Source organism: Micromonospora sp. WMMD1128, assembly GCF_027497235.1.
GTDB lineage: Bacteria > Actinomycetota > Actinomycetes > Mycobacteriales > Micromonosporaceae > Micromonospora.
Genome location: NZ_CP114902.1, coordinates 3,256,039 through 3,279,056 on the forward strand (window position 1 = coordinate 3,256,039; position 23,018 = coordinate 3,279,056).

A 23,018-nucleotide genomic window follows, 5' to 3' on the forward strand; every position below is an offset into this window, starting at 1 on the left:
CGGTCCGCCGGAGCACGGGCCCGCCACCGGCCTCACATGCTGGCGATCAGCCGCTCCACCCGCTCGTCGTACGCCCGGAACGGGTCCTTGCACAACACCGTGCGCTGCGCCTGGTCGTTCAGCTTCAGGTGCACCCAGTCGACGGTGAAGTCGCGTCGCTTCTCCTGCGCGTGCCGGATGAACTCACCCCGTAGCCGCGCCCGGGTGGTCTGCGGCGGCGTCTCCTTCGCCTCGAAGATCTCCGGGTCGTTCGCGATCCGGTCCACCTCGCCCCGGCGCTCCAGCAGCCCGTACAGGCCCCGGCCGCGCCGCACGTCGTGATAGGCCAGATCCATCTGCGCCACCCGCGGATGCGACAGCGGCAGGTCGTGCTTGCGCTGGTAGCGCTCGATCAACTTCAGCTTCGACACCCAGTCGATCTCCCGCGCCACCGGGTCCAGGTCGCCGGTCTCCACCGCGCGCAGCACCCGCCCCCACAGCTCCACCACCCGCTTGGCGGTCTGGTCGCCGCCCCGACGCTCCACGAACTCCGTCGCCTTAGTCAGGTATTCCTGCTGGATGTCGAGCGCCGAGACCTCCTTGCCGGAGGCCAGCCGAACCTTGCGCCGACCGGTGATGTCGTGCGACACCTCACGGATCGCCCGGATCGGGTTCTCCAACGTCAGGTCCCGCATCACCACGCCGGCCTCGATCATCCGCAGCACGATGTCGGCGGTGCCGACCTTCAGCAACGTGGTGACCTCATTCATGTTCGAGTCACCGACGATCACGTGCAGCCGCCGGTAGCGCTCCGCGTCCGCGTGCGGCTCGTCCCGGGTGTTGATGATCGGCCGGCTGCGCGTCGTCGCCGAGGAGACACCCTCCCAGATGTGCTCCGCCCGCTGCGACAGGCAGTAGACCGCGCCGCGCGGCGTCTGCAACACCTTGCCCGCGCCGCAGATCAACTGCCTGGTGACCAGGAACGGGATGAGCACGTCGGCGAGACGGCCGAACTCGCCGTGCCGGGACACCAGGTAGTTCTCGTGGCAGCCGTACGAGTTGCCGGCCGAGTCGGTGTTGTTCTTGAACAGGTAGATCTCGCCCGCGATGCCCTCGTCGTGCAGCCGCTTCTCCGCGTCGACGAGCAGACCCTCCAGGATCCGTTCGCCGGCCCGGTCGTGGGCCACCAGGTCGGTCACCGAGTCGCACTCCGGCGTCGCGTATTCCGGATGCGAGCCCACGTCCAGATAGAGGCGGGCGCCGTTACGCAGAAACACGTTGCTCGACCGGCCCCACGACACCACCCGCCGGAACAGGTACCGCGCGACCTCGTCGGGGGACAGTCGGCGTTGCCCGCGATAGGTGCAGGTGACGCCGTACTCGGTTTCGAGGCCGAAGATTCGCCGCTCCATGATGAGACATTAGCCGCCCGGAGCCCGCAATGGGCAGCGCCGACGGTCAGCGTCACGCGCGAAGGCCGCCGGTACGGCGAGGTGGTGCCATCGCACAGCAGCGGACCCCGCCACTTCGGCGAAGTGGCGGGGTCCGAAAGCACGTCTCACTCGGTGGGCTTGTCCTCCGCGTGACCCTCCAGATCGGCGGAACCCGCCGAGGTGGTCGGCTTCTTCGCCTCCTCGGTCGGCACCGTCGGGGTCTTCGCCCGGCCCGGCGCCGGCGACGTGTCGGCAGCCGCGTCGCCGTCCAGCAGCCCGGACAGCGCCGCCCCGGTGATCCGCCGGAACGTCCGGCCCACCCGGGCGCGGTCCAGGACCGCCACCTCCAACTGGTTGGCGGCGATCGTGCGGGCCGCCCCACCCTCACCGCCGACGCTGCTCAACGCCTTCATCGCGGCGCGGACCGCCTCGGCCAGCGACATCTCCGGACGGTGCTCGTTCTTCAGCACGCCGGCGATCGCCTCGGACTGGCCGCCCATCGCCATCCGGCCCGGCTCGTCGTTGACCGAGCCGTCGTAGGTCACCCGGTAGAGCGAGTCGTCCTCCGCCGTCGCGCCCACCTCGGCCACGCAGATCTCCACCTCGAACGGCTTCGACTGCTCGGTGAAGATCGCACCAAGCGTCTGCGCGTACGCGTTCGCCAGGGCCAGGCCGTTGACGTCCCGCCGGTCGTAGCTCAGGCCGTTGAGGTCGGCCATCCGCACGCCCGCGCGCCGCAGGTTCTCGAACTCGTTGTACCGGCCCACGGCGGCGAAACCGATCCGGTCGTAGATCTCGCTGACCTTGTGCAGGGTGCTGGAGAGGTTCTCGGCGACGAAGAGCACCCCGCCGGCATAGCTCAGGACCACCGCGCTACGCCCCCGGGCGATGCCCTTGCGGGCCAGCTCGGAACGGTCGCGCATGATCTGCTCGGGCGAGGCGTAGAACTGCATGGCCACGGCGGCGGTTCTCCTTCTTCGGGACTGCTGGCTCGGTGACGGGTGGACGGCGTCAGCCGCCGGGATTCTCCATCCGGCCGGACACCACGCCCTCGGCGAGCGCCGCCGTCTCGGCGTCGGTGAGCCGGTGGGTGCCCTCGGCCGTCGCGGTCATCACGACCGGGTAGATCCGCCGGGTCAGGTCGGGGCCGCCGGTGGCGGTGTCGTCGTCCGCCGCGTCGTAGAGCGCCTCGACGGCCAGCCGCGTCGCGTCCTCGACCGACAGGCCCGCCCGGAAACGCTTCTTCAGCGCCGACTTGGCGAACAACGAGCCGGAGCCGATCGCGTCGTAGCCGGTCTCCTCGTACGGGCCGCCGGTCACGTCGAAGCTGAAGATCCGGCCGGCCCGCGCCGGGTCGCTCGCCGCCAGGTCGAAGCCGGCGAACAGCGGCACCACGGCCAGGCCCTGCATGGCGGCGCCCAGGTTGCCCCGGATCATCGAGGCCAGCCGGTTGGCCTTGCCGTCGAGCGAGAGCATCGCGCCCTCGATCTTCTCGTAGTGCTCCAACTCCACCTGGAACAATCGCATCAGCTCGATGCCGATGCCCGCGGTGCCCGCGATGCCGACGAGCGAGTACGCGTCGGCCGGGTGCACCTTCTCGATGTCACGCTGGGCGATCAGGTTGCCCATGGTGGCGCGGCGGTCACCGGCCATGACCACGCCGTTCGCGGCCGAGATGGCCACGATCGTGGTCGCGTGCGGCGCCATGTCGGCGGCCATGCCCGGCGGCAGCGGCCGACGGCCGGGCAGCATCTCGGGGGCCACCTTGCTCAGAAATGTGGTGAAGGAGGACGTCCCCGCGTTGGTGAACACATCTGGAAGACGCCCGGATGGATCAAAACCCGCTGCCACGTGGTTCCTCTCAGGTACGTGATCGCCCCGGCCAGGTTGTCGAGGTCATCCTTGAACTGGCCGAGACCACCGTTGCAGTTGAAGCAGAGTATCCCGCGCACCCATCCGGTGCGATGATCGTGGTCCAGGTGTTCCGGATCGGGGCGCCGGCAGATCGCGCACACGCCGCCCTGCTCGGCCAGGAGCTCCTGGAACTCCTTCTCACCGACCCCGTACCGGCGCCGCAGGTGATACTCGCGATCACCGCCGTAGAGCCGTTGCTTGGATTCCGTGGTCCGCTTGTTGTGGCAAGGCTTGCAGTAGCTGCCGCGGCCGGTGGGACGCTTGCTGCTTGCACAAAAATCTTCGAGCGGCTTGCATTCCCCGCAGTCGCGGCAACGGCGTCGGCCGTCCTGATCATCCAGCGGGAGCGCCATGTCCGTTTTAACCCGTTATATTCACTGACCTCCCTTTTGTACGTATCCTCTCACGAATTCCTCTGCGTTCTCCTCCAGGACGGAGTCGATCTCGTCGAGCAGGTCGTCGACGTCCTCGGTGATTTCGGCGTGCCGCTCGGCAACCTCGGGGTTGGCCTCAGCGGTGACCTCCTCGACCTCCTCGCGGGACTTGCCGGACTGGGTCTGCCCACCCTCTTGCGTCGCCATGGTGGTGCCTCCTCCACGATCGCCTGCGATCAACTTACCTCGCGCGGGCGACGAAAGGCCCGCCGCGCGCCGGGTTCCGGCACTCGGCGGGCCTTCCGGCATCCGGGTCAGCCGCCGGTCAGCATCTCCAACAGGTCCTTAGCGCTCTCGCACCTGTCGAAGAGCTGGCCGACGTGCGCGCGGGTGCCCCGCTCGGGCTCCATCATCGGCACCCGGACCAGCGACTCCCGGCCCACGTCGAAGATGACCGAGTCCCAGCTCGCGGCGACCACCTCGGAGGCGTACTGCGCCAGGCAGCGGCCCCGGAAGTAGGCCCGGGTGTCCTCCGGCGGCTCGGTCATCGCGGTGCGGGTCTGCTCGTCGCTGAGCAGCGTCTTCATCGAGCCACGCTGCACCAGCCGGTGGTAGAGGCCCTTCTCCGGCCGCACGTCGGAATATTGCAGGTCGACCAGTTGCAGCTTGTGCGAGCCCCAGCCGAGCTTCTCCCGCTCCCGGTAGCCCTCCAGCAGCCGCAGCTTGGCCACCCAGTCCAGCTCGTCGGCGCACTCGAAGGCGTCGCGGCCGAGCCGGTCCAGCACGCTCTCCCAACGACGCAGCACGTCGGCGGTCTGCGCGTCCACGTCCTGGCCGTAGCGGTCGTCCACGAAGGAGCCGACCCGTTCCAGGTAGGCCCACTGCACGTCGAGCGCGGTGAGCCGGCGGCCGTCGCGCAGCCGCATCAGGTGCTTCAGCGACGGGTCGTGGCTGACCGCACGCAGCTCGCCGACCGGGTCGGCGATGCCCAGGTCCGCGCCGAGCGCCTTCTCCTCGATCATGGCGAGGATCAGCGAGGTGGTGCCGACCTTGAGGAACGTGGAGATCTCGGACAGGTTGGCGTCGCCGATGATGACGTGCAGCCGGCGATATTTGTCGGCGTCGGCGTGCGGCTCGTCCCGGGTGTTGATGATGGGCCGCTTCAGCGTGGTCTCCAGGCCCACCTCGACCTCGAAGAAGTCGGCCCGCTGGGAGACCTGGAAGCCGCTCTGGCCGCCGTCCTGGCCGATGCCGACGCGGCCGGCGCCGCAGACGATCTGCCGGGTGACGAAGAACGGCGTCAGGTACGCCACGATGTCGGCGAACGGCGTCTGCCGGCGCATCAGGTAGTTCTCGTGGGCGCCGTAGCTCGCGCCCTTGTTGTCGGTGTTGTTCTTGTAGAGGTGGATCGGGTGGGTGCCCGGGATCGTGGCGGCCCGGCGGGACGCCTCGGCCATCACCCGCTCCCCCGCCTTGTCCCAGCGCACCACGTCGAGGGGGGTGGTCACCTCGGGGGTGGAGTATTCGGGGTGCGCGTGGTCGACGTAGAGCCGGGCGCCGTTGGTGAGTATCACGTTCGCGAGCCCGAGGTCCTCGTCGGCGAGCGCCTCGGCCGGGTCGTACGCCGCCCCGGAGTAGGTGAACCCGCGGGCGTCGCGCAGCGGCGACTCCTCCTCGTAGTCCCAGCGGGCCCGCCCGCCCCGGTTGAGTTCGGGTCGTGCTCCGTAGGCGTTGACCACCTGCGAGGAGGTGACCATCGGGTTGGCTCCGGCCTGGCCGGGCACGGAGATGCCGTACTCGACCTCGGTGCCCATGATCCGTCTGACGCTCATCGACCTGCCCGCTCCGCTCGCCGTCGGGGTCCCCGTCATGTCGAGCGTAGTCGGCGCGTCGACGATAGGTGGCGCGCCGGGCCCCGGGTGGGCGGTACGGTCCGGCACCGGGGGTGGCCGGAGCGGTGTCTTCCGCTCCGGCCACCCGCCGCGACAGGTCAGAAGAAGCGGTACATCTCGGCCGACGCCTCCTCGGTGTCCGACGCCTTCGGTGCGGTGATCCGGACCGGCTCGCCGAAGCTGTGCATCTTCATCTCGTTCTCGATGGTCCCGGCGGCCGTGTCGAACGTGTAGGTGAGCAGGGTGAGCCGGCCCTCGGGATCCAGGGTGGCCTCGAACGGCACCGACTTGTTCTTGAGGACCTTGAACGCGTTCCGCAGCGTCGTCCGCTCGCCCTCGGTGGAGGCCGCCGCGACGGCCTTGTCGGCGTCGGCGACGCCGGTGTAGCGGCCGTCGCCGGCCGGCTCGGCGGACTCCACGCCGCCGAGGATGCCGGCCTGCGCCCGGACGTCGAGGCCCTGGGCCAGCGGTCCGTCCGGCCGGAGCCGCTTGCGGTCGAGCTTGACCCAGGGCTTGCCGTCGGACTCGTCCTGCTTGAGGTAGAGGGCGTCGGCGGTGAGGACCATGCTGACCGGGTCGGGTGTGGTCATGTCCAGCATCATCGCGCCGGTGGCGGGTTCGATGGCGGACCGCATGGTGATGGTCTGCTCTCCCGCCTTGATGGTGACGTCCATCTTGGCCGTCTTCTCCAGGCTGCGGCCGAGGCCCTGGCGGATCGCGTCGACCGGGTCCGCGGCGGCGGTGGACGCCGACGACGGGCCGGCCGGCTCGGTGCCGCCGCCGTCGGTGGTGGTGCCGCAGGCGGCGAGCAGGGCGGCGAGGCAGACGGCCAGGAGCGGGGTAAGTGATCTACGCACCGGCAGACACTAGCGGGGATGCCGCGTTTTCGTGGCCCCGGAAACGACCGATCGGGGCGGCGCCGACGCGGCGCCGCCCCGATGGGCCGACCTCAGAGGTACTGGCCGGTGTTGCTGGCGGTCTCGATGGACCGGCCGGCCTCGGCGCCCTTGCCGCCGGAGACGAGCGTGCGGATGTAGACGATCCGTTCGCCCTTCTTGCCGGAGATGCGCGCCCAGTCGTCGGGGTTGGTGGTGTTGGGCAGGTCCTCGTTCTCGCGGAACTCGTCGACGCACGCGTCGAGCAGGTGCTGCAGCCGCAGCCCCTTGCGCCCGGAGGTGAGGAACTCCTTGATGGCCATCTTCTTGCCCCGGTCGACGATGTTCTGGATCATCGCGCCGGAGTTGAAGTCCTTGAAGTAGAGGACTTCCTTGTCCCCGTTGGCGTAGGTCACCTCGAGGAAGCGGTTCTCCTCGGTCTCCGAGTACATCCGCAGGACCACGGCGTCGATCATCGCGGCCACGGTGGCCTGGGGATCGGTGCCGTGTTCGGCCAGGTCGTCGGCGTGCAGGGGCAGGCCGGCGAGGATGTACTTGGAGAAGATGTCCTTGGCCGCCTCGGCGTCCGGCCGCTCGATCTTGATCTTGACGTCGAGTCGGCCGGGTCGCAGGATCGCCGGGTCGATCATGTCTTCCCGGTTGGAGGCGCCGATGACGATGACGTTCTCCAGGCCCTCCACGCCGTCGATCTCGCTGAGCAGCTGCGGGACGATGGTGTTCTCCACGTCCGAGGAGACGCCGGAGCCGCGGGTGCGGAAGACGGAGTCCATCTCGTCGAAGAACACGATCACCGGGGTGCCCTCGCCGGCCTTCTCCCGGGCTCGCTGGAAGATCAGCCGGATGTGCCGCTCGGTCTCGCCGACGTACTTGTTGAGCAGCTCGGGACCCTTGATGTTGAGGAAGAAGCTGGTGTGCTTTTCCTCACCGCGACGCTCAGCGATCTTCTTGGCAAGGGAGTTGGCCACCGCCTTGGCGATCAGCGTCTTGCCGCAGCCGGGCGGGCCGTAGAGCAGGATGCCCTTCGGCGGCCGGAGCTGGTGCTCGCGGAACAGGTCGGCGTGCAGGAAGGGCAGCTCCACCGCGTCGCGGATCTGCTCGATCTGCGACTGGAGGCCGCCGATGTCCTCGTAGTTGACGTCGGGCACCTCCTCCAGCACCAGCTCCTCGACCTCGCTCTTCGGGATCCGCTCGTACGCGTACGCCGAGCGGGGCTCGATCATGAGCGAGTCGCCGGCCCTGATCGTGCTGCCGATCAGGGTCTCGGCGAGGTGCACGATGCGCTCCTCGTCGGAGTGGGACACCACGAGCGCCCGGTCACCCGGGGCGCCGTCGGGACCCACCAGGATCTCCTTGAGCATCACCACCTCACCGACCCGCTCGTAGCCGAACGCGTCGACGATGTTGAGCGCGTCGTTGAGCAGGACCTCCTGGCCTCGGCGCAGCTCGTCGACCTCCAGCGAGGGCGAGACGGCGACGCGGAGCTTGCGCCCGCCGGTGAACACGTCCACCGTGCCGTCGTCGTGCCTCGCCAGGAAGACGCCGTAGCCGCTGGGCGGCTGGGCGAGCCGGTCGATCTCCTCCTTCAGCGTGACGATCTGCGCGCGAGCCTCCTTGAGGGTGCTCACGAGCCGCTCGTTGTTCTCGGTCAGCCGGGCCAACTGTGCCTGGGTGGCCGCCAGCCGCTCTTCGAGCTGCCGGACGTGTCGGGGGCTTTCGGTCAGCTTGCGTCGCACCAGAGCGAGTTCCTCCTGAAGGAACGCGACCTGCGTGGAGAGATCGTGGGCTTCCTTCTCCCACCGTGCGGCGCGCGAGTCCGCGTCGTCGCTGCGTGCCACGTCCCACCTCCCCGGGGGGCTTGAACGTTCTGAGCTAACACTAGCCGCTATGAGCCCGATTCGGTCCTCCGCAACGCGCTCGTCACCGAAGCTTGATCGCCAAGGGCTGGTTGACGGGCGGGTACGGGCGTTCGGGTACCGTCGGAGTCCGGTACGGGAGAACATGGGGGGTGCTTCGATGACCGACGTCGCGACGGACCAGGTGCAGGTCTGGGTGGACCAGGACCTCTGCACCGGCGACGGGCTGTGCGTGCAGTACGCGCCGGAGGTCTTCGAGTTCGACGTCGACGGCCTGGCGTACGTCAAGGGGCCGGACGGCGAGCTGCGGCTGAGCCCCGGCGCCCGGGTGGACGTGCCGGAGCACCTGCGCCTCGAAGTGATCGACTCGGCGAAGGAGTGCCCCGGCGAGTGCATCCACGTGGTGCGGGCCGGCGACGGCGTCGAGGTGGCCGGCCCGGAGGCCGAGGGCTGAGCGGACGAGCGGGGTGGGCCGGGGACGGGTCCCCGGCCCACCCGCGTATCAGAGCATCGGACGACCGACGACGGAGGCCACCAGCCGGGCGAACTCCTCCAACCGCCCGATCTGTCCGGCCCCGCCGTCGTCGAGCGTCTTGCCGAAGCGCAGCGCGTCGTGCCGCGGCGTGCCCGCCACCTCGTCGCTCGGCGGCGCCTCGTCCAGCGAGCTGAGCAGCAGGTAGACGTCGATGCTGTCGACCCGGACCGTGCCGTCCTCGGCGCGGGTGAGCCGGCGCCGGCAGCCGACCTCGGTGACGGTGGAGACCGGCACCACCCGCAGCGAGGAGGTCATCGCGCCGGGCGGCCCCTCCCCCGGCGGGACGTCCTCGCCGTGCCAGAGCACCAGTCGGCTGCCGTCGCAGACGACGACCTCCTGCCACACGCCGTTCACCTCGTTGACGAAGCGTTCCAGCGTGAAGCCGAGCACCGAGGCGCCCCGCAGCACCCCGCCGAGCGCCTCCAGGGCGATGTCGGGGTCACGCAGGTAGGCCCGGGCGGCCGACTCCAGGTCGGCGTAGGGCGACCAGTCGGGGAAGACGGCGGGCATCTCGCCGTTGCCGTAGCCGGGACTGCTCACGCCACCTCCCGCCCCGCTCCGCCGGGACGGGCTGCCCGCCCGTCACGCGCCCCGATCCACTCCCTCATGCTTACCGTCTCCGGTGTCGTCGTCCCCACGGGCACACATGATCCGCCCGTCCGTGGGGCTTCGCGCGGCGGGGGTCAGGGCTGTTCCGGCTCCGCCACCGACCGGGCCGCCGCCGCGGCGCGCAGGGCGTCGCGGCGCTGGGCGTACGCCTCGGCGCCCTTGCTGGGCTTGCGCCGGCGCGGCGGGGCGGTGACCCCCGGGGCGAGCTTGCGCGCGGAGACCAGGAACGCGGTGTGCGCGATCATGCGGTGGTCGGGCCGGACCGCCAGCCCCTCGGCGTGCCAGTCGCGGACCATCGACTCCCAGGCCCGCGGCTCGGTCCAGCCGCCGCGCTCGCGCAGCGCCTCGACCAGCTCGGACAATTGGGGCGTGGTGGCCACGTAGCCGATCAGCACGCCACCGGGTACGAGCGCCCGCTCGACCATGTCGAGCATCTCCCACGGGGTCAGCATGTCGAGGATGATCCGGTCGAAACCGGTCTCGGCGCACCCGGCGACGTCGCCGACGTGCAGCCGCCAGGCCGGGTGCGGGCCGTTGAAGAACGCCTCGACGTTGCGCCTGGCGATCTGGGCGAAGTCGTCGCGCAGCTCGAACGAATGCAGCTCACCGTCGGTGCCGACGGCCCGCAGCAGCGAGCAGGACAGCGCGCCGGAGCCGGCGCCGGCCTCCAGCACCTTGGCGCCGGGGAAGATGTCGCCCATCGCGACGATCTGCGCGGAGTCCTTCGGGTAGATCACCTGGGCGCCGCGCGGCATGGAGAGCACGTAGTCCGACAGCAGTGGCCGCAGCGCCAGAAAGGCGGTGCCGCCGCCGGTGGTGGTGACCACGCTGCCGTCGGGCAGGCCGATCAGGGTGTCGTGGCTGAGGATGCCCCGGTGGGTGTGGAACTCCTTGCCGGGCTCCAGCGTCACGGTGTGCATCCGGCCCTTCGGGTCGGTGAGCTGCACCCGGTCGCCGGGCCGGAACGGCCCGCGGTGCACGGGAGGCAGCGCCGGGACGGTGGAGATCTCTGCGGTCACGTGTTCGTCTTCCGTTTCGGTTCGAGGAGCTGGGCGAGATCCGCGACGTGCAGCACGCCCACCACATCTTCGCCTGCCGTCACGAGGTACTGCGCGCCCGGGTGGGCGCGCACGGTCTCCAGCACCCGCTCGCCGTCCGCGCCGACCGGCAGGACGGGCAGCGTGGCCAGGCCGCGGGCCACCTCGTCCACCGCCAGCCAGGGCCGGCGGTCCCGGGGTACGGCGGCGGCGCGGGCCGGGTCGACCAGCGCCACGGTGCGGCCGGTCGAGTCGACCACGGCCAGCGCCGCGTCCGGCGGGCCCGCCTCGTCACGGCGGCGCTGCGCCTCGGCCAGCGGAGTGCCGGTATGCACCGGCAGGAGCGGGCGGGCCAGCCGGGCCAGGTCGACCAGGTGCAGCCGGCGGCCGATCCGGGCCAGCCGGATGGACTGCCCGGCGCCCCGCCACAGGGTCAGCGCGACCAGCAGGAGCAGCGGCAGGGCCAGTGGGACGAGCGCCCGGCGCAGGGTGAGCGCCACCACCAGGGCCACCGTGCCCAGCGCGACCGCCCGGCCGACCCAGCCGGCCACCTCGGTGCCCCGGTGCCGGTCCCGGGTGAGCGCCCACACCGCCGCGCGCAGCGCCCGCCCGCCGTCCAGGGGCAGCCCGGGCAGGCTGTTGAAGATCGCCACCACCGCGTTGCCGACCGCGAGTTGGAAGGCGAGCTGATGGCCGAGCGTGCCGGCGGGCAGCGCCAGGGTGGCGGCGACCGCGCCGGCGCCGAGCACGGCGGACACCGCCGGGCCGGCCAGCGAGATCAACAGCTCCACCCGGGGAGTGGGCGCGTCGGCGTCCATCTCGGTGTAGCCGCCGAGCAGTTCCAGCGTGATTCCCCGCACTCCGATGCCGAACCGGCGGGCGGTGAGCGCGTGTCCCAGCTCGTGCAGCAGCACCGAGCCGAGCAGCGAGACGACGAAACCGAGCCCGATCAGGTAGCTGCCGGGGCCGCCGAGGTCGAGCTGGCGGCGCGCAAGCGCCGCGTAGAGCACGGTGACCACGACGGTGAGCAGCAGCATCGAGGCGTCGGCCCGCAGCGGCACCCCGAAGACCCGGCCGAGGCTCAGCCCGGGCCGGCGCGGTCGTCGGGTCCGCTGCTCCATTCCGGCGATGCTACGCGGGGGAGATCATCGACCGGTGCGGCGACGGCGGCGGTGTCACACCGGTGGCCTAACCTTCCGGGCATGACGGCGAGACCGGTGATCGACACGCAGGGCGACCCGACGGCGGAAGCGGCGCCGGTCACGGTGCGGGCGTCGCTGTCGCCGTCGCGGGCGGCCGACTTCAAGACCTGCCCGCTGCTCTACCGGTTCCGCAGCATCGACCGGCTGCCCGAGCGCCCGACGGTCGAGCAGGCCCGGGGCACGCTCGTGCACGCCGTGTTGGAGCGGCTGTTCGACCTGCCGGCGCCGGCGCGCACCCCGAAGTCGGCGGGTGACCTGGTCGCCCCGCAGTGGGACCGGCTGGTCACCGCGGAGCCGGAGCTGTCGACGCTGTTCGCCGACGACGACACGGCCGGCCTGGAGGGGTTCCTCCGCTCGGCGGCGGCGCTGCTGGAGGGCTACTTCGCGGTGGAGGACCCGCGCCGGCTGGAACCGGCCGAGCGCGAGGCGCTGATCTCCGCGGTGGTCGACGACGAGTTGCTCATCCGGGGCTACCTCGACCGGCTCGACGTGGCGCCCGACGGCGCGTTGCGGGTGGTCGACTACAAGACCGGCGGCGCGCCGCGGGAGGCGTTCGAGGCACGGGCGCTGTTCCAGCTGAAGTTCTACGCCCTGGTGCTGTGGCGCACCCGGGGCGTGGTGCCGCGGGTGCTGCGCCTGCTCTACCTCAAGGACGCCGAGGTGTGCGACTACGCCCCCGACGCCGAGGAACTGGTGCGTTTCGAGCGCACGGTGGTGGCGTTGTGGCGGGCGATCGAGCAGGCCACCGTCCGGCAGGATTTCCGGCCCCGGCCGAGTCGGCTCTGCGACTGGTGCAGCCACCAGTCGCGGTGTCCGAGCTTCGGCGGCACCCCGCCGCCGTTCCCGGTAGCCGCCGCCGCGCCCGACCCGCTCGTGGACGCCCGGTCCCGCCCCGCCACCCCGGGGGCCGACGAGTGACGCTCCTCCTCGAGGAGGAGGCCGGGTTCGGCTCCGGCGACGACGAGAGGCGCGCCGGGTCGGCCTAGCGTCTCCAGGCATGACCGACCGGCTACCGGCCCGCCGGATGCTCGACACGTTGCTCACCGCCGCGGTGGCGTACGCGGTGGGTCGGGCGGCGCGACCCCGGCCCGTCCGCGCCCGCACGGGCGCCGACGGGGACGTCCCGGCGCGGACACCGCCCGTCGCGGACGGCCCCGGGGCGCCGACGTCGACCGCCGGGGGCGCCGCCACCGGTGCGGCGACGCCGGCCGTTCGGGGCGCCGCCACCGGTGCGGCGGGGCCGGACGCTGGTGACGCCGCCGCCGGCGCGGCGGTGGTCGCCGACGAGCGTCGACGGATCGTCGGCGAGTTGCACGACCTGGTGGCCCACCAGGTCGCCGCGATCGGGGTGCTGGCCACCGGGGCCCGCCGGGCGCTGCCCCGGGATCCGGCGGCGGCGGACCGGGCGCTGGCCGCGGTCGAGGAGACCGGCCGGGCGGCCCTTCGGGAGCTGCGCCGGCTGCTGCGGGTGCTGCGCGCCGACGCCGGCCCGGCCGCCGAACTGGCGCCGCTGCCCGGCCTGGCCGGCGTCGTCACGCTGGTGCGGCAGGCCCGCGACGCCGGGCTGCCGGTCACGCTGCGGACCGAGGGCTCGTTCGCGCCGGTGGGCGACGGCGTCGCGCTCGCCGCGCACCGGGTCGTGCGGGAGGCGCTGCGCAACGTGCTCCGGCACGCCGGTCCGGCCACCGCGTCGGTCCGGCTCACCGCCGCTGACGGATTCCTGACCGTGGAGGTGACCGACACCGGACGCGGCCCGGCGTCGCCCGACCGGATCGGACCCGGCCTGGTCGGCATGCGGGAGCGGGTCGCCCTCTACGGTGGGATCCTGCGGACCGGACCGGCGCCGGGCGGCGGCTTCCGGGTGTACGCCCGGATCCCGCTGGACCCGGCCGGCACGGTCGGCGGACCGACCGCCGACCGGCACGACGAGGGGAAGACATGACCGACGCCGCCGCGCCCCGACCGGTGCGGGTCCTGCTCGCCGACGACCAGCCGTTGCTGCGTACCGGGTTCCGGATGGTCCTCGGCGTCGAGGGTGACCTGGACATCGTGGGCGAGGCCGGCGACGGGGTGGAGGCGGTGGAGCTGTCCCGGCGGCTGCTGCCGGACGTGGTGCTGATGGACATCCGGATGCCGCGGATGGACGGGGTGGCCGCCACCCGGGCGATCGTGGACGCCCGGCTGCCGGTGCGGGTGCTCGTGCTGACCACGTTCGAGCTGGACGAGTACGTGGTCGGGGCGTTGCGCGCCGGCGCGAGCGGTTTCCTGGCCAAGGACGTGCCGGCCGAGGACCTGGTCACCGCGATCCGCACGGTGGCGGCCGGGGAGGCGGTGGTGGCGCCGCGGATCCTGCGCCGGCTGCTGGACCGCTTCGCCGACGTGCTGCCGGATCCGGCCGCCGCGCCGCCGCGGGTGCTGGATCCGCTCACCGAACGCGAGCGGGAGGTGCTGACCCAGGTGGCGCGCGGCCTGTCCAACGCCGAGATCGCCCGGGAGTTGTCGGTGAGCGAGACCACGGTCAAGACCCACGTCGGGCACGTGCTGACCAAGCTGGGGCTGCGCGACCGGGTGCAGGCCGTGGTCCTGGCGTACGAGACGGGGTTGGTGCGGCCGGGCGGTTGAGGTGGCGGCATCCACGTACCGTGACCAACGGCGGCGGCGCGTAGTTGACCCTCACGCGACGTGGGGTCCTACCGTCGACGCCGCCGCCCGGTCAGGGATCACCCCGAGCCGGCCTGGGGGGCGACCCCCACCAGAAATTCGGCACGGATTCCGCCCGGGGTCGGACGGATCCGCGACCGGCGGCGCCGAGGATGGGAACTGCCGCACCGGCCAGCGGGGGCGGTGCGGATCTCCGAGCACGACGGAAGAGGTAGATGACGTGACCGCGACGGTAGGCCAGCAGGCGCAGGCCGCGGCCCGGGCGAACGACGTGTGGAAAGTGTACGGCAGCGGTGAGGCGCAGGTCATCGCGCTGCGGGGGGTGAATGCCGAGTTCGAACGCGGCCGGTTCACCGCGATCATGGGCCCGTCGGGCTCCGGCAAGTCGACGCTCATGCACTGCCTGGCCGGCCTGGACTCGGTGACCCGTGGCACCGTGATGATCGGTGAGACGACGGTGACCGGGCTCAACGACTCGGGTCTGACGAAGCTGCGCCGGGACAAGGTGGGCTTCATCTTCCAGCAGTTCAACCTGCTGCCGACGCTCACCGCGCAGGAGAACATCCTGCTGCCGCTGTCGATCGCCGGGCGCAAACCCGACCCGGCCTGGTACGACACCGTGATCGACACGGTCGGCCTGCGGGAGCGGCTCGGGCACCGACCGGCGCAGCTCTCCGGTGGCCAGCAGCAGCGGGTGGCGTGCGCCCGGGCGCTCGTCGCCCGGCCCGAGGTGATCTTCGCGGACGAGCCGACCGGCAACCTGGACTCCCGCTCCGGTGCCGAGGTGCTCAACTTCCTGCGCGACTCGGTGCGCGAGCACGGCCAGACCATCGTCATGGTCACCCACGACCCGACCGCCGCGGCGTACGCCGACCGGGTGGTCTTCCTCGCCGACGGGGAGATCGTCTCTGAGCTGGTCGAGCCGACCGCCGAGACGGTGCTGGACACCATGAAGAAGCTCGACGCGCCGGTCGAGGTGGGCAACTGATGTTCCGGGCGACGCTCAAGAGCCTGCTGGCGCGCAAGCTGCGCCTGGTGTTGTCCGGCCTGGCGGTGGTGCTCGGCGTCATGTTCGTCTCCGGCGCGTTCGTGCTCACCGACACGCTGGGCCGGTCCTTCGACGCGGTCTTCTCCGACGCCTACGCCGCCATCGACGTGAACGTGGCGGCCAAGCCGAAGGTCGAGGTCTCCGAGGCCGAGGGCGAGCCGGTGGCCGCCCCGGTGCCGGCGTCGGTGGTCGACCGGGTCGCAGCGGTGCCGGGCGCCACGGACGTACGCGGGGCGGTCGCCGCCGACGGCGCGCGGCTGATCGGCAGCAACGGCAAGGTGGTCACCTCGTTCGGGCCGCCGCAGCTCGGGGAGAACTGGCTCGGCGAGGACGACCTGATGAAGCTGCGCGAGGGCCGCGGCCCGCGGGCCGACGACGAGATCGCGGTCAACGCCGCGCTGGCCAAGGCGGCGAACGTGAAGGTCGGCGACCGGGTCGGTGTGCTGACGTTGTCGCCGAAGGAGGAGTTCACCCTGGTCGGCGTGTTCGGCTACAGCGGCGGCCGGGACTCGATCGGCGGGGTGAACGAAATCGCCTTCACCACGCCCGTCGCCCAGCGGTTGATGCTCGGCAAGCCGGACGTGTTCACGCACGTCAGCGCGCGGGCCGCCGACGGCACCACGCCGGAGGCGCTGCGCGACGAGGTGTCCCGCACGCTCGGCGCCGACTACGACGTGAAGACCGGCGAGCAGCTCGCCGACGACGCCTCGGCCAGCCTGAAGGAGGGGCTGTCGTTCTTCAACAAGATCCTCCTCGGTTTCGCCGCGGTGGCGCTGTTGGTCGGCACGTTCCTGATCCTCAACACCTTCTCGATCATCGTGGCCCAGCGCACCCGTGAGCTGGCCCTGATGCGGGCCATCGGGGCCAGCGGCCGGCAGGTCATCGGCTCGGTGGTGCTGGAGGCGGTGGCGGTCGGCCTGGTCGCCTCGGTGCTCGGACTCGCCGCCGGCATCGGGGTGGGCGCGCTGCTGGCGTACCTGTTCGGCACGCTCGCCGGTGGTCTCACCCTGGCCGGGCTGGGCGTGCCGCCCGCGGCGGTGATCGGCGCGTTCACGGTGGGTCTGCTGATCACGGTGGTCGCGGCGCTGCTGCCGGCGCTGCGGGCCGCGCGGATCCCGCCGATCGCCGCGATGCAGGACGTGGCCACACCGGACCGGCCACTGACCAAGGTGACAGTCGGCGGCGCCGTGGTCACCACGATCGGGGCGGTCCTGCTCTTCCTCGGGCTCAGCGGCAACGCCGGCGGCAACACCCTGGCCACCATCCTCGGCGGCGTGCTGTTCGCGTTCATCGGGGTGGCGCTGCTGACCCCGGTGATCAGCCGGCCGGTGGTGGCCCTGCTCGGCACCCTGTTCGCCTGGTCGGTGCCGGGGAAGCTGGGCCGGCTCAACTCGGGCCGCAACCCGCGCCGGACCGCGATCACCGCCGCCGCGCTGATGGTGGGCATCGCGTTGGTGACCGGCGTGACGGTGATCCTGGACTCGGCCAAGGGCAGCATCAGCGCCCTCGCCGAGGACCGGATCAAGGCCGAGCTGGTGATCGCGGGCAGCATGTCCGGGCCCCGCCCGGCGAGCTTCGACCCGGCGGTGCTGGCCCAGGCCGCGGCGATCCCCGGGGTGCGGCTCGTCGACGGCGAGTACGGCGACATGGCCACCGTCGGCGGCAAGCGGACCTGGGTGGCGGCGTCGAGCGACGTGTCCGCGCTGGAGCGGATCTTCGGGGCGAAGGCCACCGCCGGTGACATCAGCCAACTGGCCCCGGACCAGATGCTGCTCAGTTCGGACACCGCGAAGTCCCGCAACCTGTCGGTCGGCTCGACCGTGCCGGTGCAGTTGTCCCGCGGTGACGCGCGCACCTACACGGTCAGCGGCATCTACGAGAGTTCCCAGCTGACCAACCCGGTGGTGCTCCCGCCGCAGGCGGTCACCGACTTCGCGATCCCACAGCCCAGCCAGGGCTTCGTGCAACTCGCGCCGGGCACGCCGGTCAGCGCGGTGCAACCGCAGATCGAACGGCTGCTGGCGGACAGTCCGGAGGTGTCGGTGGCGGACCGGGCCGCGTTCATCAAGCAGCAGACCAGCCAGTTGGACACCCCGCTGCGGATGATCCAGATCCTGCTGGCGCTGGCCATCGTGATCGCCGTGCTGGGCATCATCAACACCCTGGCCCTGTCGGTGCTGGAGCGGACCCGCGAGCTGGGTCTGCTGCGGGCGATCGGCCTGCGCCGGGCGCAGACCATGCGCATGATCACCGTCGAGGCGGTGGTGATCTCGGTCTTCGGCGCGCTGCTCGGCGTCGTGGTCGGCACCGGTCTCGGCGCGGCCGTGGTGCGGGCGCTCAAGGACGAGGGCATCACCGACCTGGTCCTGCCCTGGGGTCAGATGGTGACGTTCCTGGTCCTGGCCGCGATCATCGGCGTGGTGGCGGCGGTGCTGCCGGCCATCCGCGCCGCCCGCATCAACGTGCTGGGCGCCATCGCCCACGACTGAACCGTTAGGCGGGGGCCCTTCTTATCGCCTGGGCGATAAGAAGGGCCCCCGCCTAACGGTTCAGCAGGGCGGCGAGCAACTCCAGGTCGACGGCGGTCAGGCTCTCCGACTGGTGCACGCCGTCGGTCGGCGGCAGCGGCACCTCGGCCGGCACGGCCAGCACCGCCGCCCCGGCGGCAAGCGCGCTCGCCACGCCGGTCGGTGAGTCCTCGATCGCCACGCACCGCTCGATCGGCACGCCGAGCAGCTTCGCGGCGGTCAGGTACGGCTCCGGGTGCGGCTTGGCCTCGCCCACCTCGTCGCCGCAGACCACCGCGTCGAAGCTGTCCCGGCCCAGCGTGTCCAGGGCGACCTCGACGAGTGACCGGCCGCTGGAGGTGACGAGCGCGGTGGGGATGCCGGCGGCCCGCACCGCCCGCAGCAACGCCAACGCGCCCGGCCGCCACCGCAGTCCGGTGCGGAACAGGTCGAGGATCCGCGTGCTGATCCAGTCGGCGCTGGCCTGCGGATCCCGTTCCGGCTGGCCGAGGTCGTCGTGCACGATCCGCATGGCGTCGGCCATCGAGGTCCCGATGATCGCCTGCCGGGCCGCCTCGGACAGCGTGCCGCCGTAGACGGCGGCCATCTCCTGCAACGCGACGTCCCACAGCTTCTCGCTGTCGACCAGGGTGCCGTCCATGTCGAAGAGCACGGCGGCGGGGTGTGGGCTGCTCAGCGGGGGCCTCCTTCGGTACACCTACCGGGGCGATCCTGCCAGCCGCCCGCCGCCCGCACGGCATCGTCCCCTCCCGGGGTGACCTGTGGCATCAACCGAGGCCGCAGGCGTCGAGCGAGTTCTCGTAGCCGGCGAAGAACTTCTCGCTGCGCTGCTCGGCGGTGCCGTGCGCGCCCTCGGCGAACCAGGGCTGGTCCGGGTCGTCGCCGACCGCGAGCAGCCCCTCCCGGAACTCGTCGAGGTCGCCGTCCTCCAGCTTCAGCGTCCCGTCGCGCACGCTGTCGCCCAGGTACGCCCCGGCCATGCAGTCGGCCTGCAACTCCTGCTGGATGGTGAAGTTGTAGCGGATGCCGAGCCGGGTCTGCACGCCGTGGGCGTACTCGTGACCCAGCAGGTAGAACAGGAACGCGTCCCCGACCTGCCGGAACGCCGAGACCGACCAGTTCACGTCGTAGGCGATGAAGTCGCCGGCCGAGCAGTAGACGGCGTTGTTGCGCGGCAGCCCCTGACCGCCGCAGGTCACCTCGCCCGCACGGGTGTAGGGCACCACCCGCCGGATCGGCTGGAACCGCTGCCCGGAGGCGCGGAACCGGGCGGTCCAGTACTGCTCGGCGACGGCGACGGCGTCGGCGAAGTCCTGCTTGAACTCGGCGACGCTGGTGGTCCCGTCCGCCCGGGTGGTCACCGCGTCCGGTGACGCCGGCTCCCCGCTCGGCCGCGGGGCGGGCTGCTGCGGCCCCCCCTGGTCGAGTCCACCACCCATGCAGCCGGCGGCCACCACCACGGCCACCAGCAGCCCGGCCAACGGCCCGAGCCGCCGGCGTTCCACCCTGTCCCCCACGACTACCTCCCGGCTGTCCGACCCGTGTGAGCGCTTGTACCCCTACGCTCACCGGCTTGCACGTACCGGCGTCGGGAAACGTTCAGGTGTCGCGGGCGCGACGATGCCGTCAGCCGGTGAAGCCGTGCCCGCCGCTGTTCCAGCCGTCGTGCTGGGCGCGGGCCTGCTCGGCGGCCCGCCGGTGTCGCTCGGCCCGGGCCGCCCGGACCGCCGTGGGATCCTCGTCGATGGTCCGCCGCCGGTCCCGCCAGGAGACGTAGCCGACCACGCCCGCCACGAGCAGAACCACGATCACCGTCGCCAGCGCCGCCGTCATATCCGCCACGATAGGGGGCGCGGGCGAGCGGATGTACGCCTAGTCCAGGCCGCGCATGATGTGCGGCTCGCCGTCGTCGTCGCCGAAGCAGCGGTGCAACACCTGGGCGCGGGCCCACAGGTCGAGGCTGCTGGGCGGCCCGACCTGCGGCGGGCGGGGAAGCGCGGTCAGCACGGGGGCCGGGTCCGGCGGAACCTTCGACGTCACCTCGTCGGTCATCTCCGCCCCTTTCGTCGTGCTCATGCTCGCCCCTCGGCGTCTCGGCCGCGTCAACCGGACGGCGCGGGTGGGGACGCGGCGCTCGGCGTGCCGTACTCCGGACGGTAGCCCGCCGGGCCGGACCGCACACCCCTTATTCCGGACCCCGGCGCAGGTAGGGGTGGGATCGTCAGCGGATGTTCACGGAAGTTGAACTGGACCATCGCTTCCACGTCTGTCTATATAAGAGGGCACCGGTAAGAGCCAATCCCGCTTGGATGGAGTCCCATGTCCCGCACCCTGCGCGCCACGGCCATCAGCCTCGCCGCGATCACGGCCGCCACCCTCGGCCCCACCCAGCCCGCCCGCGCCGCCGGTTACTCCGCCCCGCTCACCACCGCGGTCGCCGGCCTGAGCGTCGCCACCGAGGTCCGCACCGGCTACAGCCGCGACCTGTTCCCGCACTGGATCGACGCGGACGGCGACGGCTGCAACACCCGCAACGAGGTGCTCTACGCCGAGGCCACCACGAAGCCCACCATCAGCGGCACCTGCACGCTCTCCGGCGGTCGCTGGTACTCCTACTACGACAACGCCACCTGGACCGCCACCGGCGACGTGGACATCGACCACATGGTCCCGCTCGCCGAGGCATGGGACTCCGGCGCGCGCACCTGGACCACCAGCCGACGGCAGGCGTACGCCAACGACCTGGGCGACGCGCGGGCGCTGGCCGCGGTCACCGACAACGTCAACCAGTCCAAGGGCGACCAGGACCCGGCGACGTGGCTGCCGCCGTACGCCTCGGCCCGCTGCCGCTACGTCGGCGAGTGGGTGGCGGTGAAGATCCGCTGGCGGCTGACCGTGGACAGCGCGGAGAAGAGCGCGCTGACCAGTTGGGCGAACAACTGCCCGGCCGCCACCATCTCGGTCACCTACGCGTACTGACGCCCTCCCGGTGCCCGGGCCGGACCGGCCCGGGCACCGGCTGGAATGATGAACGGCGATGGGAGAGCACGAGGAGCTGACCACCGCACGGCTGCGCCTGCGCCGCCCCACCCACGCCGACGTCGACCTGCTCCACGCCCTGCACACCGACCCCCGGGCCTGCGCGCACAACCCCTCCGACCTGCTGCGCGACCGCGCCGAGGCGCAGGAGCGCTTCCGGCGCTGGGACGGGCACTGGCGGGTGCACGGCTTCGGCTACTGGGTGGTGTGCCGCGACGACCGGCGGCTCGGCTTCTGCGGCCTGAAGATCATGCGGCTGCACGAACGCGACGTGCTGAACCTGTTCTACCGCCTAGACCCGGCCGCGTGGGGTGACGGCGTGGCCGGCGAGGCGGCCACCGCCGTCGTGGGCTGGGCCGGCACGCACCGGCCCGACCTGCCGGTGGCCGCCCGGATCCGCCCGGCCAACATCGCCTCCCGGCGGGTCGCGGAACGGGCCGGCCTGCGCCACGCCGCGCACCTGGACGTGCCGGGCGAGGACGGCCTCGACTGGATCTTCATCGCGGATGGTCCGCGTCGCTGACCGACGGCTCACGGCCGACCGGCACGCCGCAGCAGGAGCAATCGGAGCCGCACGAGTGGGCGTCCTCGGCCGCTCCACCGGAGGCCGGCGGAACCGCGCAGCAGGTTTCGCCACGCCAGGCGTCCCGGCCCTCCCGCACCGCGACCACGGCGATCACCAGTGCCGCGACCGGGTCGGCCCACGACCAGCCGAACAGGCCGTTGACGGCCAGCCCCACGAGCAGAACCACCGACAGGTACGTGCACAGCAACGTCTGCTTCGAGTCGGCGACCGCCGATCGGGAACCCAACTCCCGACCGGCCCGCCGCTGCGCGGCCGACAGCACCGGCATCACCGCCACCGACACGCCGGCCAGCACCAGCCCGACCGTGGAGTGCGCGGCCTCGGCGCCGCCGAGCAACGCCCGGACCGCCTCGACGGTGACGTACCCGGCGAGCGCGAAGAACGAGATCGCGATGACCCGCAGCGCGATCCGCTCCCGCGCCTCGGGGTCCCGGCCGGCGAACTGCCACGCCACGGCGCTGGCCGAGGCCACCTCGATGACCGAGTCCAGACCGAAGCCGATCAGGGCGGTGGACGACGCTACGGTGCCGGCGCCGATCGCCACCACCGCCTCGACGACGTTGTAGGTGATCGTCGCGGCGACCAGCAGCCGTACCCGGCGGGCGAGCACGGCGCGGCGGGCCGGCGCGGGACCGGCGGCCGTCAGCGGGACGAGTGGCAGGTGCGTCATCAGCAACAACCTGAGGCGGCGTCGGCGCACACGGCCGGGTCGACGGCGAGCACGACGCCGAGCAGGTCGCCCAGCGCGTGGGCGAGCCGGGCGTCGGCCAACTCGTAACGGGCGCGCCGGCCCTCGGGCACGGCCACGACCAGGCCGCAACCGCGCAGGCAGGCCAGGTGGTTGGACACGTTCTGCCGGCTGGTGCCGAGCAGGTCCGCCAACTGCGCCGGATAGCCGGGTCCGTCGCGCAGGGCCAGCAGCAGCCGGGCGCGCATCGGCTCGGAGAGGGCGTGACCGAAGCGGGCCAGCACCTGCGCGTGCGGGAGCGTCTGCATGCGACGACAGTACATCATTGACTGTATCGTTGTGGACGGGCTTGCCTCCGGTAGCCCACCGACAAGATCGTGACGATACGGTCGGACGCATGACCGTCGCCCGTTCCATCCTGCTGTTCCTGGTCGCCGCGCTGGCCGAGATCGGCGGCGCCTGGCTGGTCTGGCAGGGCTGGCGGGAGAACCGCGGGCTGCTCTGGATCGCGGGCGGGATCATCGCGCTGGGTCTCTACGGCTTCGTCGCGACGTTCCAGCCCGACCCGAACTTCGGGCGCATCCTCGCCGCCTACGGCGGCGTCTTCGTCGCCGGGTCGCTCGCCTGGGGCATGCTCGTCGACAGGTTCCGGCCCGACCGCTACGACCTCGCCGGCGCGGCCGTCTGCCTGGTCGGCGTCGCGATCATCATGTACGCGCCGCGCGCGAGCTGACCTGCCCGACG

26 protein-coding genes are annotated in these 23,018 nt (G+C 72.1%); 9 read left to right on the top strand and 17 right to left on the bottom strand.

The window, feature by feature from the left end:
- Positions 1 to 32: 32 nt before the first annotated feature.
- From pafA to arc, 8 genes are all read right to left on the bottom strand, one after another.
- A complete protein-coding gene (pafA, locus tag O7602_RS14905) occupies positions 33 to 1,391 on the bottom strand; it encodes a Pup--protein ligase (RefSeq protein WP_281589775.1) in 1,359 nt (452 codons plus the stop codon).
- Between the two features lie 146 nt (positions 1,392 to 1,537).
- Complete coding sequence (prcA, locus tag O7602_RS14910; RefSeq protein ID WP_281589777.1) at positions 1,538 to 2,371, bottom strand: proteasome subunit alpha; 834 nt, start codon at positions 2,369 to 2,371, stop codon at positions 1,538 to 1,540.
- 52 nt (positions 2,372 to 2,423) lie between these two features.
- Entirely contained in the window at positions 2,424 to 3,263 is an 840-nt protein-coding gene (gene prcB / locus O7602_RS14915) for a proteasome subunit beta (protein ID WP_281589778.1), read from the bottom strand.
- On the bottom strand, positions 3,182 to 3,679 hold the full coding sequence (locus O7602_RS14920) for an endonuclease VII domain-containing protein (protein ID WP_281589780.1): 498 nt from the start codon (positions 3,677 to 3,679) through the stop codon (positions 3,182 to 3,184). Before O7602_RS14920 ends, prcB begins: the two co-directional genes overlap by 82 nt.
- 21 nt (positions 3,680 to 3,700) lie before the next feature.
- Complete coding sequence (locus O7602_RS14925) at positions 3,701 to 3,907, bottom strand: ubiquitin-like protein Pup (protein ID WP_013286106.1); 207 nt, start codon at positions 3,905 to 3,907, stop codon at positions 3,701 to 3,703.
- A gap of 107 nt (positions 3,908 to 4,014) precedes the next feature.
- Positions 4,015 to 5,532 (bottom strand): depupylase/deamidase Dop, encoded by a 1,518-nt coding sequence (gene dop, locus O7602_RS14930; protein WP_348651323.1) that lies wholly within the window; start codon positions 5,530 to 5,532, stop codon positions 4,015 to 4,017.
- Positions 5,533 to 5,690: 158 nt separating this feature from the next.
- Positions 5,691 to 6,449: a hypothetical protein gene (locus tag O7602_RS14935; RefSeq protein WP_281589781.1), complete on the bottom strand. Its 759-nt coding sequence runs from the start codon at positions 6,447 to 6,449 to the stop codon at positions 5,691 to 5,693.
- Between the two features lie 92 nt (positions 6,450 to 6,541).
- Entirely contained in the window at positions 6,542 to 8,323 is a 1,782-nt protein-coding gene (gene arc, locus O7602_RS14940; RefSeq protein ID WP_281589783.1) for a proteasome ATPase, read from the bottom strand.
- Between the two features lie 178 nt (positions 8,324 to 8,501).
- On the opposite strand from arc, the gene O7602_RS14945 reads away from it, so the two are divergent.
- Positions 8,502 to 8,795 (top strand): ferredoxin, encoded by a 294-nt coding sequence (locus O7602_RS14945; protein WP_281589785.1) that lies wholly within the window; start codon positions 8,502 to 8,504, stop codon positions 8,793 to 8,795.
- A 48-nt stretch (positions 8,796 to 8,843) separates the two neighbouring features.
- Here the strand turns inward: O7602_RS14945 and O7602_RS14950 are convergent, their stop codons facing one another.
- From O7602_RS14950 to O7602_RS14960, 3 genes are all read right to left on the bottom strand, one after another.
- Entirely contained in the window at positions 8,844 to 9,416 is a 573-nt protein-coding gene (locus O7602_RS14950; RefSeq protein WP_281589787.1) for a hypothetical protein, read from the bottom strand.
- A 143-nt stretch (positions 9,417 to 9,559) separates the two neighbouring features.
- Positions 9,560 to 10,504, bottom strand: a complete 945-nt coding sequence (locus tag O7602_RS14955; RefSeq protein WP_281589788.1) for a tRNA (adenine-N1)-methyltransferase — start codon at positions 10,502 to 10,504, stop codon at positions 9,560 to 9,562.
- Positions 10,501 to 11,643: a M50 family metallopeptidase gene (locus tag O7602_RS14960; protein ID WP_281589790.1), complete on the bottom strand. Its 1,143-nt coding sequence runs from the start codon at positions 11,641 to 11,643 to the stop codon at positions 10,501 to 10,503. The genes O7602_RS14955 and O7602_RS14960 overlap by 4 nt, the downstream gene beginning before the upstream one ends.
- 81 nt (positions 11,644 to 11,724) lie before the next feature.
- Between O7602_RS14960 and O7602_RS14965 the strand changes: the two genes are divergently transcribed.
- The 5 genes from O7602_RS14965 (at position 11,725) to O7602_RS14985 (ending at position 17,922) form a co-directional block, all read left to right on the top strand.
- Positions 11,725 to 12,642, top strand: coding sequence for a PD-(D/E)XK nuclease family protein (locus tag O7602_RS14965; RefSeq protein WP_281589791.1), 918 nt, complete (start codon positions 11,725 to 11,727; stop codon positions 12,640 to 12,642).
- A 79-nt stretch (positions 12,643 to 12,721) separates the two neighbouring features.
- The gene (locus tag O7602_RS14970) at positions 12,722 to 13,666 is read left to right on the top strand and encodes a histidine kinase (RefSeq protein WP_281589793.1); all 945 of its coding nucleotides are present in this window, start codon (positions 12,722 to 12,724) and stop codon (positions 13,664 to 13,666) included.
- Positions 13,663 to 14,346: a response regulator transcription factor gene (locus O7602_RS14975; protein ID WP_281589795.1), complete on the top strand. Its 684-nt coding sequence runs from the start codon at positions 13,663 to 13,665 to the stop codon at positions 14,344 to 14,346. The genes O7602_RS14970 and O7602_RS14975 overlap by 4 nt, the downstream gene beginning before the upstream one ends.
- A gap of 259 nt (positions 14,347 to 14,605) precedes the next feature.
- Positions 14,606 to 15,373: an ABC transporter ATP-binding protein gene (locus O7602_RS14980; protein WP_281589796.1), complete on the top strand. Its 768-nt coding sequence runs from the start codon at positions 14,606 to 14,608 to the stop codon at positions 15,371 to 15,373.
- Positions 15,373 to 17,922: an ABC transporter permease gene (locus tag O7602_RS14985; RefSeq protein WP_281589798.1), complete on the top strand. Its 2,550-nt coding sequence runs from the start codon at positions 15,373 to 15,375 to the stop codon at positions 17,920 to 17,922. The genes O7602_RS14980 and O7602_RS14985 overlap by 1 nt, the downstream gene beginning before the upstream one ends.
- A 52-nt stretch (positions 17,923 to 17,974) precedes the next feature.
- Here O7602_RS14985 and O7602_RS14990 read toward each other — a convergent pair whose 3' ends face one another.
- The 4 genes from O7602_RS14990 to O7602_RS15005 all read right to left on the bottom strand — a co-directional run bounded on the left by O7602_RS14990 (position 17,975) and on the right by O7602_RS15005 (position 20,037).
- A complete protein-coding gene (locus O7602_RS14990) occupies positions 17,975 to 18,613 on the bottom strand; it encodes an HAD family phosphatase (RefSeq protein ID WP_281589799.1) in 639 nt (212 codons plus the stop codon).
- Between the two features lie 115 nt (positions 18,614 to 18,728).
- On the bottom strand, positions 18,729 to 19,478 hold the full coding sequence (locus O7602_RS14995; protein WP_281589801.1) for a neutral zinc metallopeptidase: 750 nt from the start codon (positions 19,476 to 19,478) through the stop codon (positions 18,729 to 18,731).
- Between the two features lie 109 nt (positions 19,479 to 19,587).
- Positions 19,588 to 19,794 carry a hypothetical protein gene (locus O7602_RS15000; RefSeq protein ID WP_281589803.1) on the bottom strand — a complete coding sequence of 69 codons (207 nt, stop codon included), beginning with the start codon at positions 19,792 to 19,794 and terminating at the stop codon, positions 19,588 to 19,590.
- Between the two features lie 39 nt (positions 19,795 to 19,833).
- Positions 19,834 to 20,037, bottom strand: a complete 204-nt coding sequence (locus O7602_RS15005; protein ID WP_281589804.1) for a hypothetical protein — start codon at positions 20,035 to 20,037, stop codon at positions 19,834 to 19,836.
- A gap of 243 nt (positions 20,038 to 20,280) precedes the next feature.
- Here O7602_RS15005 and O7602_RS15010 point away from each other — a divergent pair, with 243 nt between their 5' ends.
- On the top strand, positions 20,281 to 20,940 hold the full coding sequence (locus O7602_RS15010; RefSeq protein ID WP_281589805.1) for an HNH endonuclease family protein: 660 nt from the start codon (positions 20,281 to 20,283) through the stop codon (positions 20,938 to 20,940).
- 58 nt (positions 20,941 to 20,998) lie between these two features.
- Complete coding sequence (locus O7602_RS15015; protein WP_281589807.1) at positions 20,999 to 21,523, top strand: GNAT family N-acetyltransferase; 525 nt, start codon at positions 20,999 to 21,001, stop codon at positions 21,521 to 21,523.
- On the opposite strand, the gene O7602_RS15020 is transcribed toward O7602_RS15015, so the two are convergent.
- Both O7602_RS15020 and O7602_RS15025 read right to left on the bottom strand, forming a co-directional pair.
- Positions 21,498 to 22,256: a cation transporter gene (locus tag O7602_RS15020; RefSeq protein ID WP_281589809.1), complete on the bottom strand. Its 759-nt coding sequence runs from the start codon at positions 22,254 to 22,256 to the stop codon at positions 21,498 to 21,500. The two genes, O7602_RS15015 and O7602_RS15020, sit on opposite strands and share 26 nt — an antisense overlap.
- Positions 22,256 to 22,582, bottom strand: coding sequence for a metalloregulator ArsR/SmtB family transcription factor (locus tag O7602_RS15025; RefSeq protein ID WP_281589811.1), 327 nt, complete (start codon positions 22,580 to 22,582; stop codon positions 22,256 to 22,258). Before O7602_RS15025 ends, O7602_RS15020 begins: the two co-directional genes overlap by 1 nt.
- Before the next feature lie 89 nt (positions 22,583 to 22,671).
- Here O7602_RS15025 and O7602_RS15030 point away from each other — a divergent pair, with 89 nt between their 5' ends.
- Positions 22,672 to 23,007, top strand: a complete 336-nt coding sequence (locus tag O7602_RS15030; RefSeq protein WP_281589813.1) for a YnfA family protein — start codon at positions 22,672 to 22,674, stop codon at positions 23,005 to 23,007.
- The last annotated feature ends 11 nt before the right edge of the window (positions 23,008 to 23,018 follow it).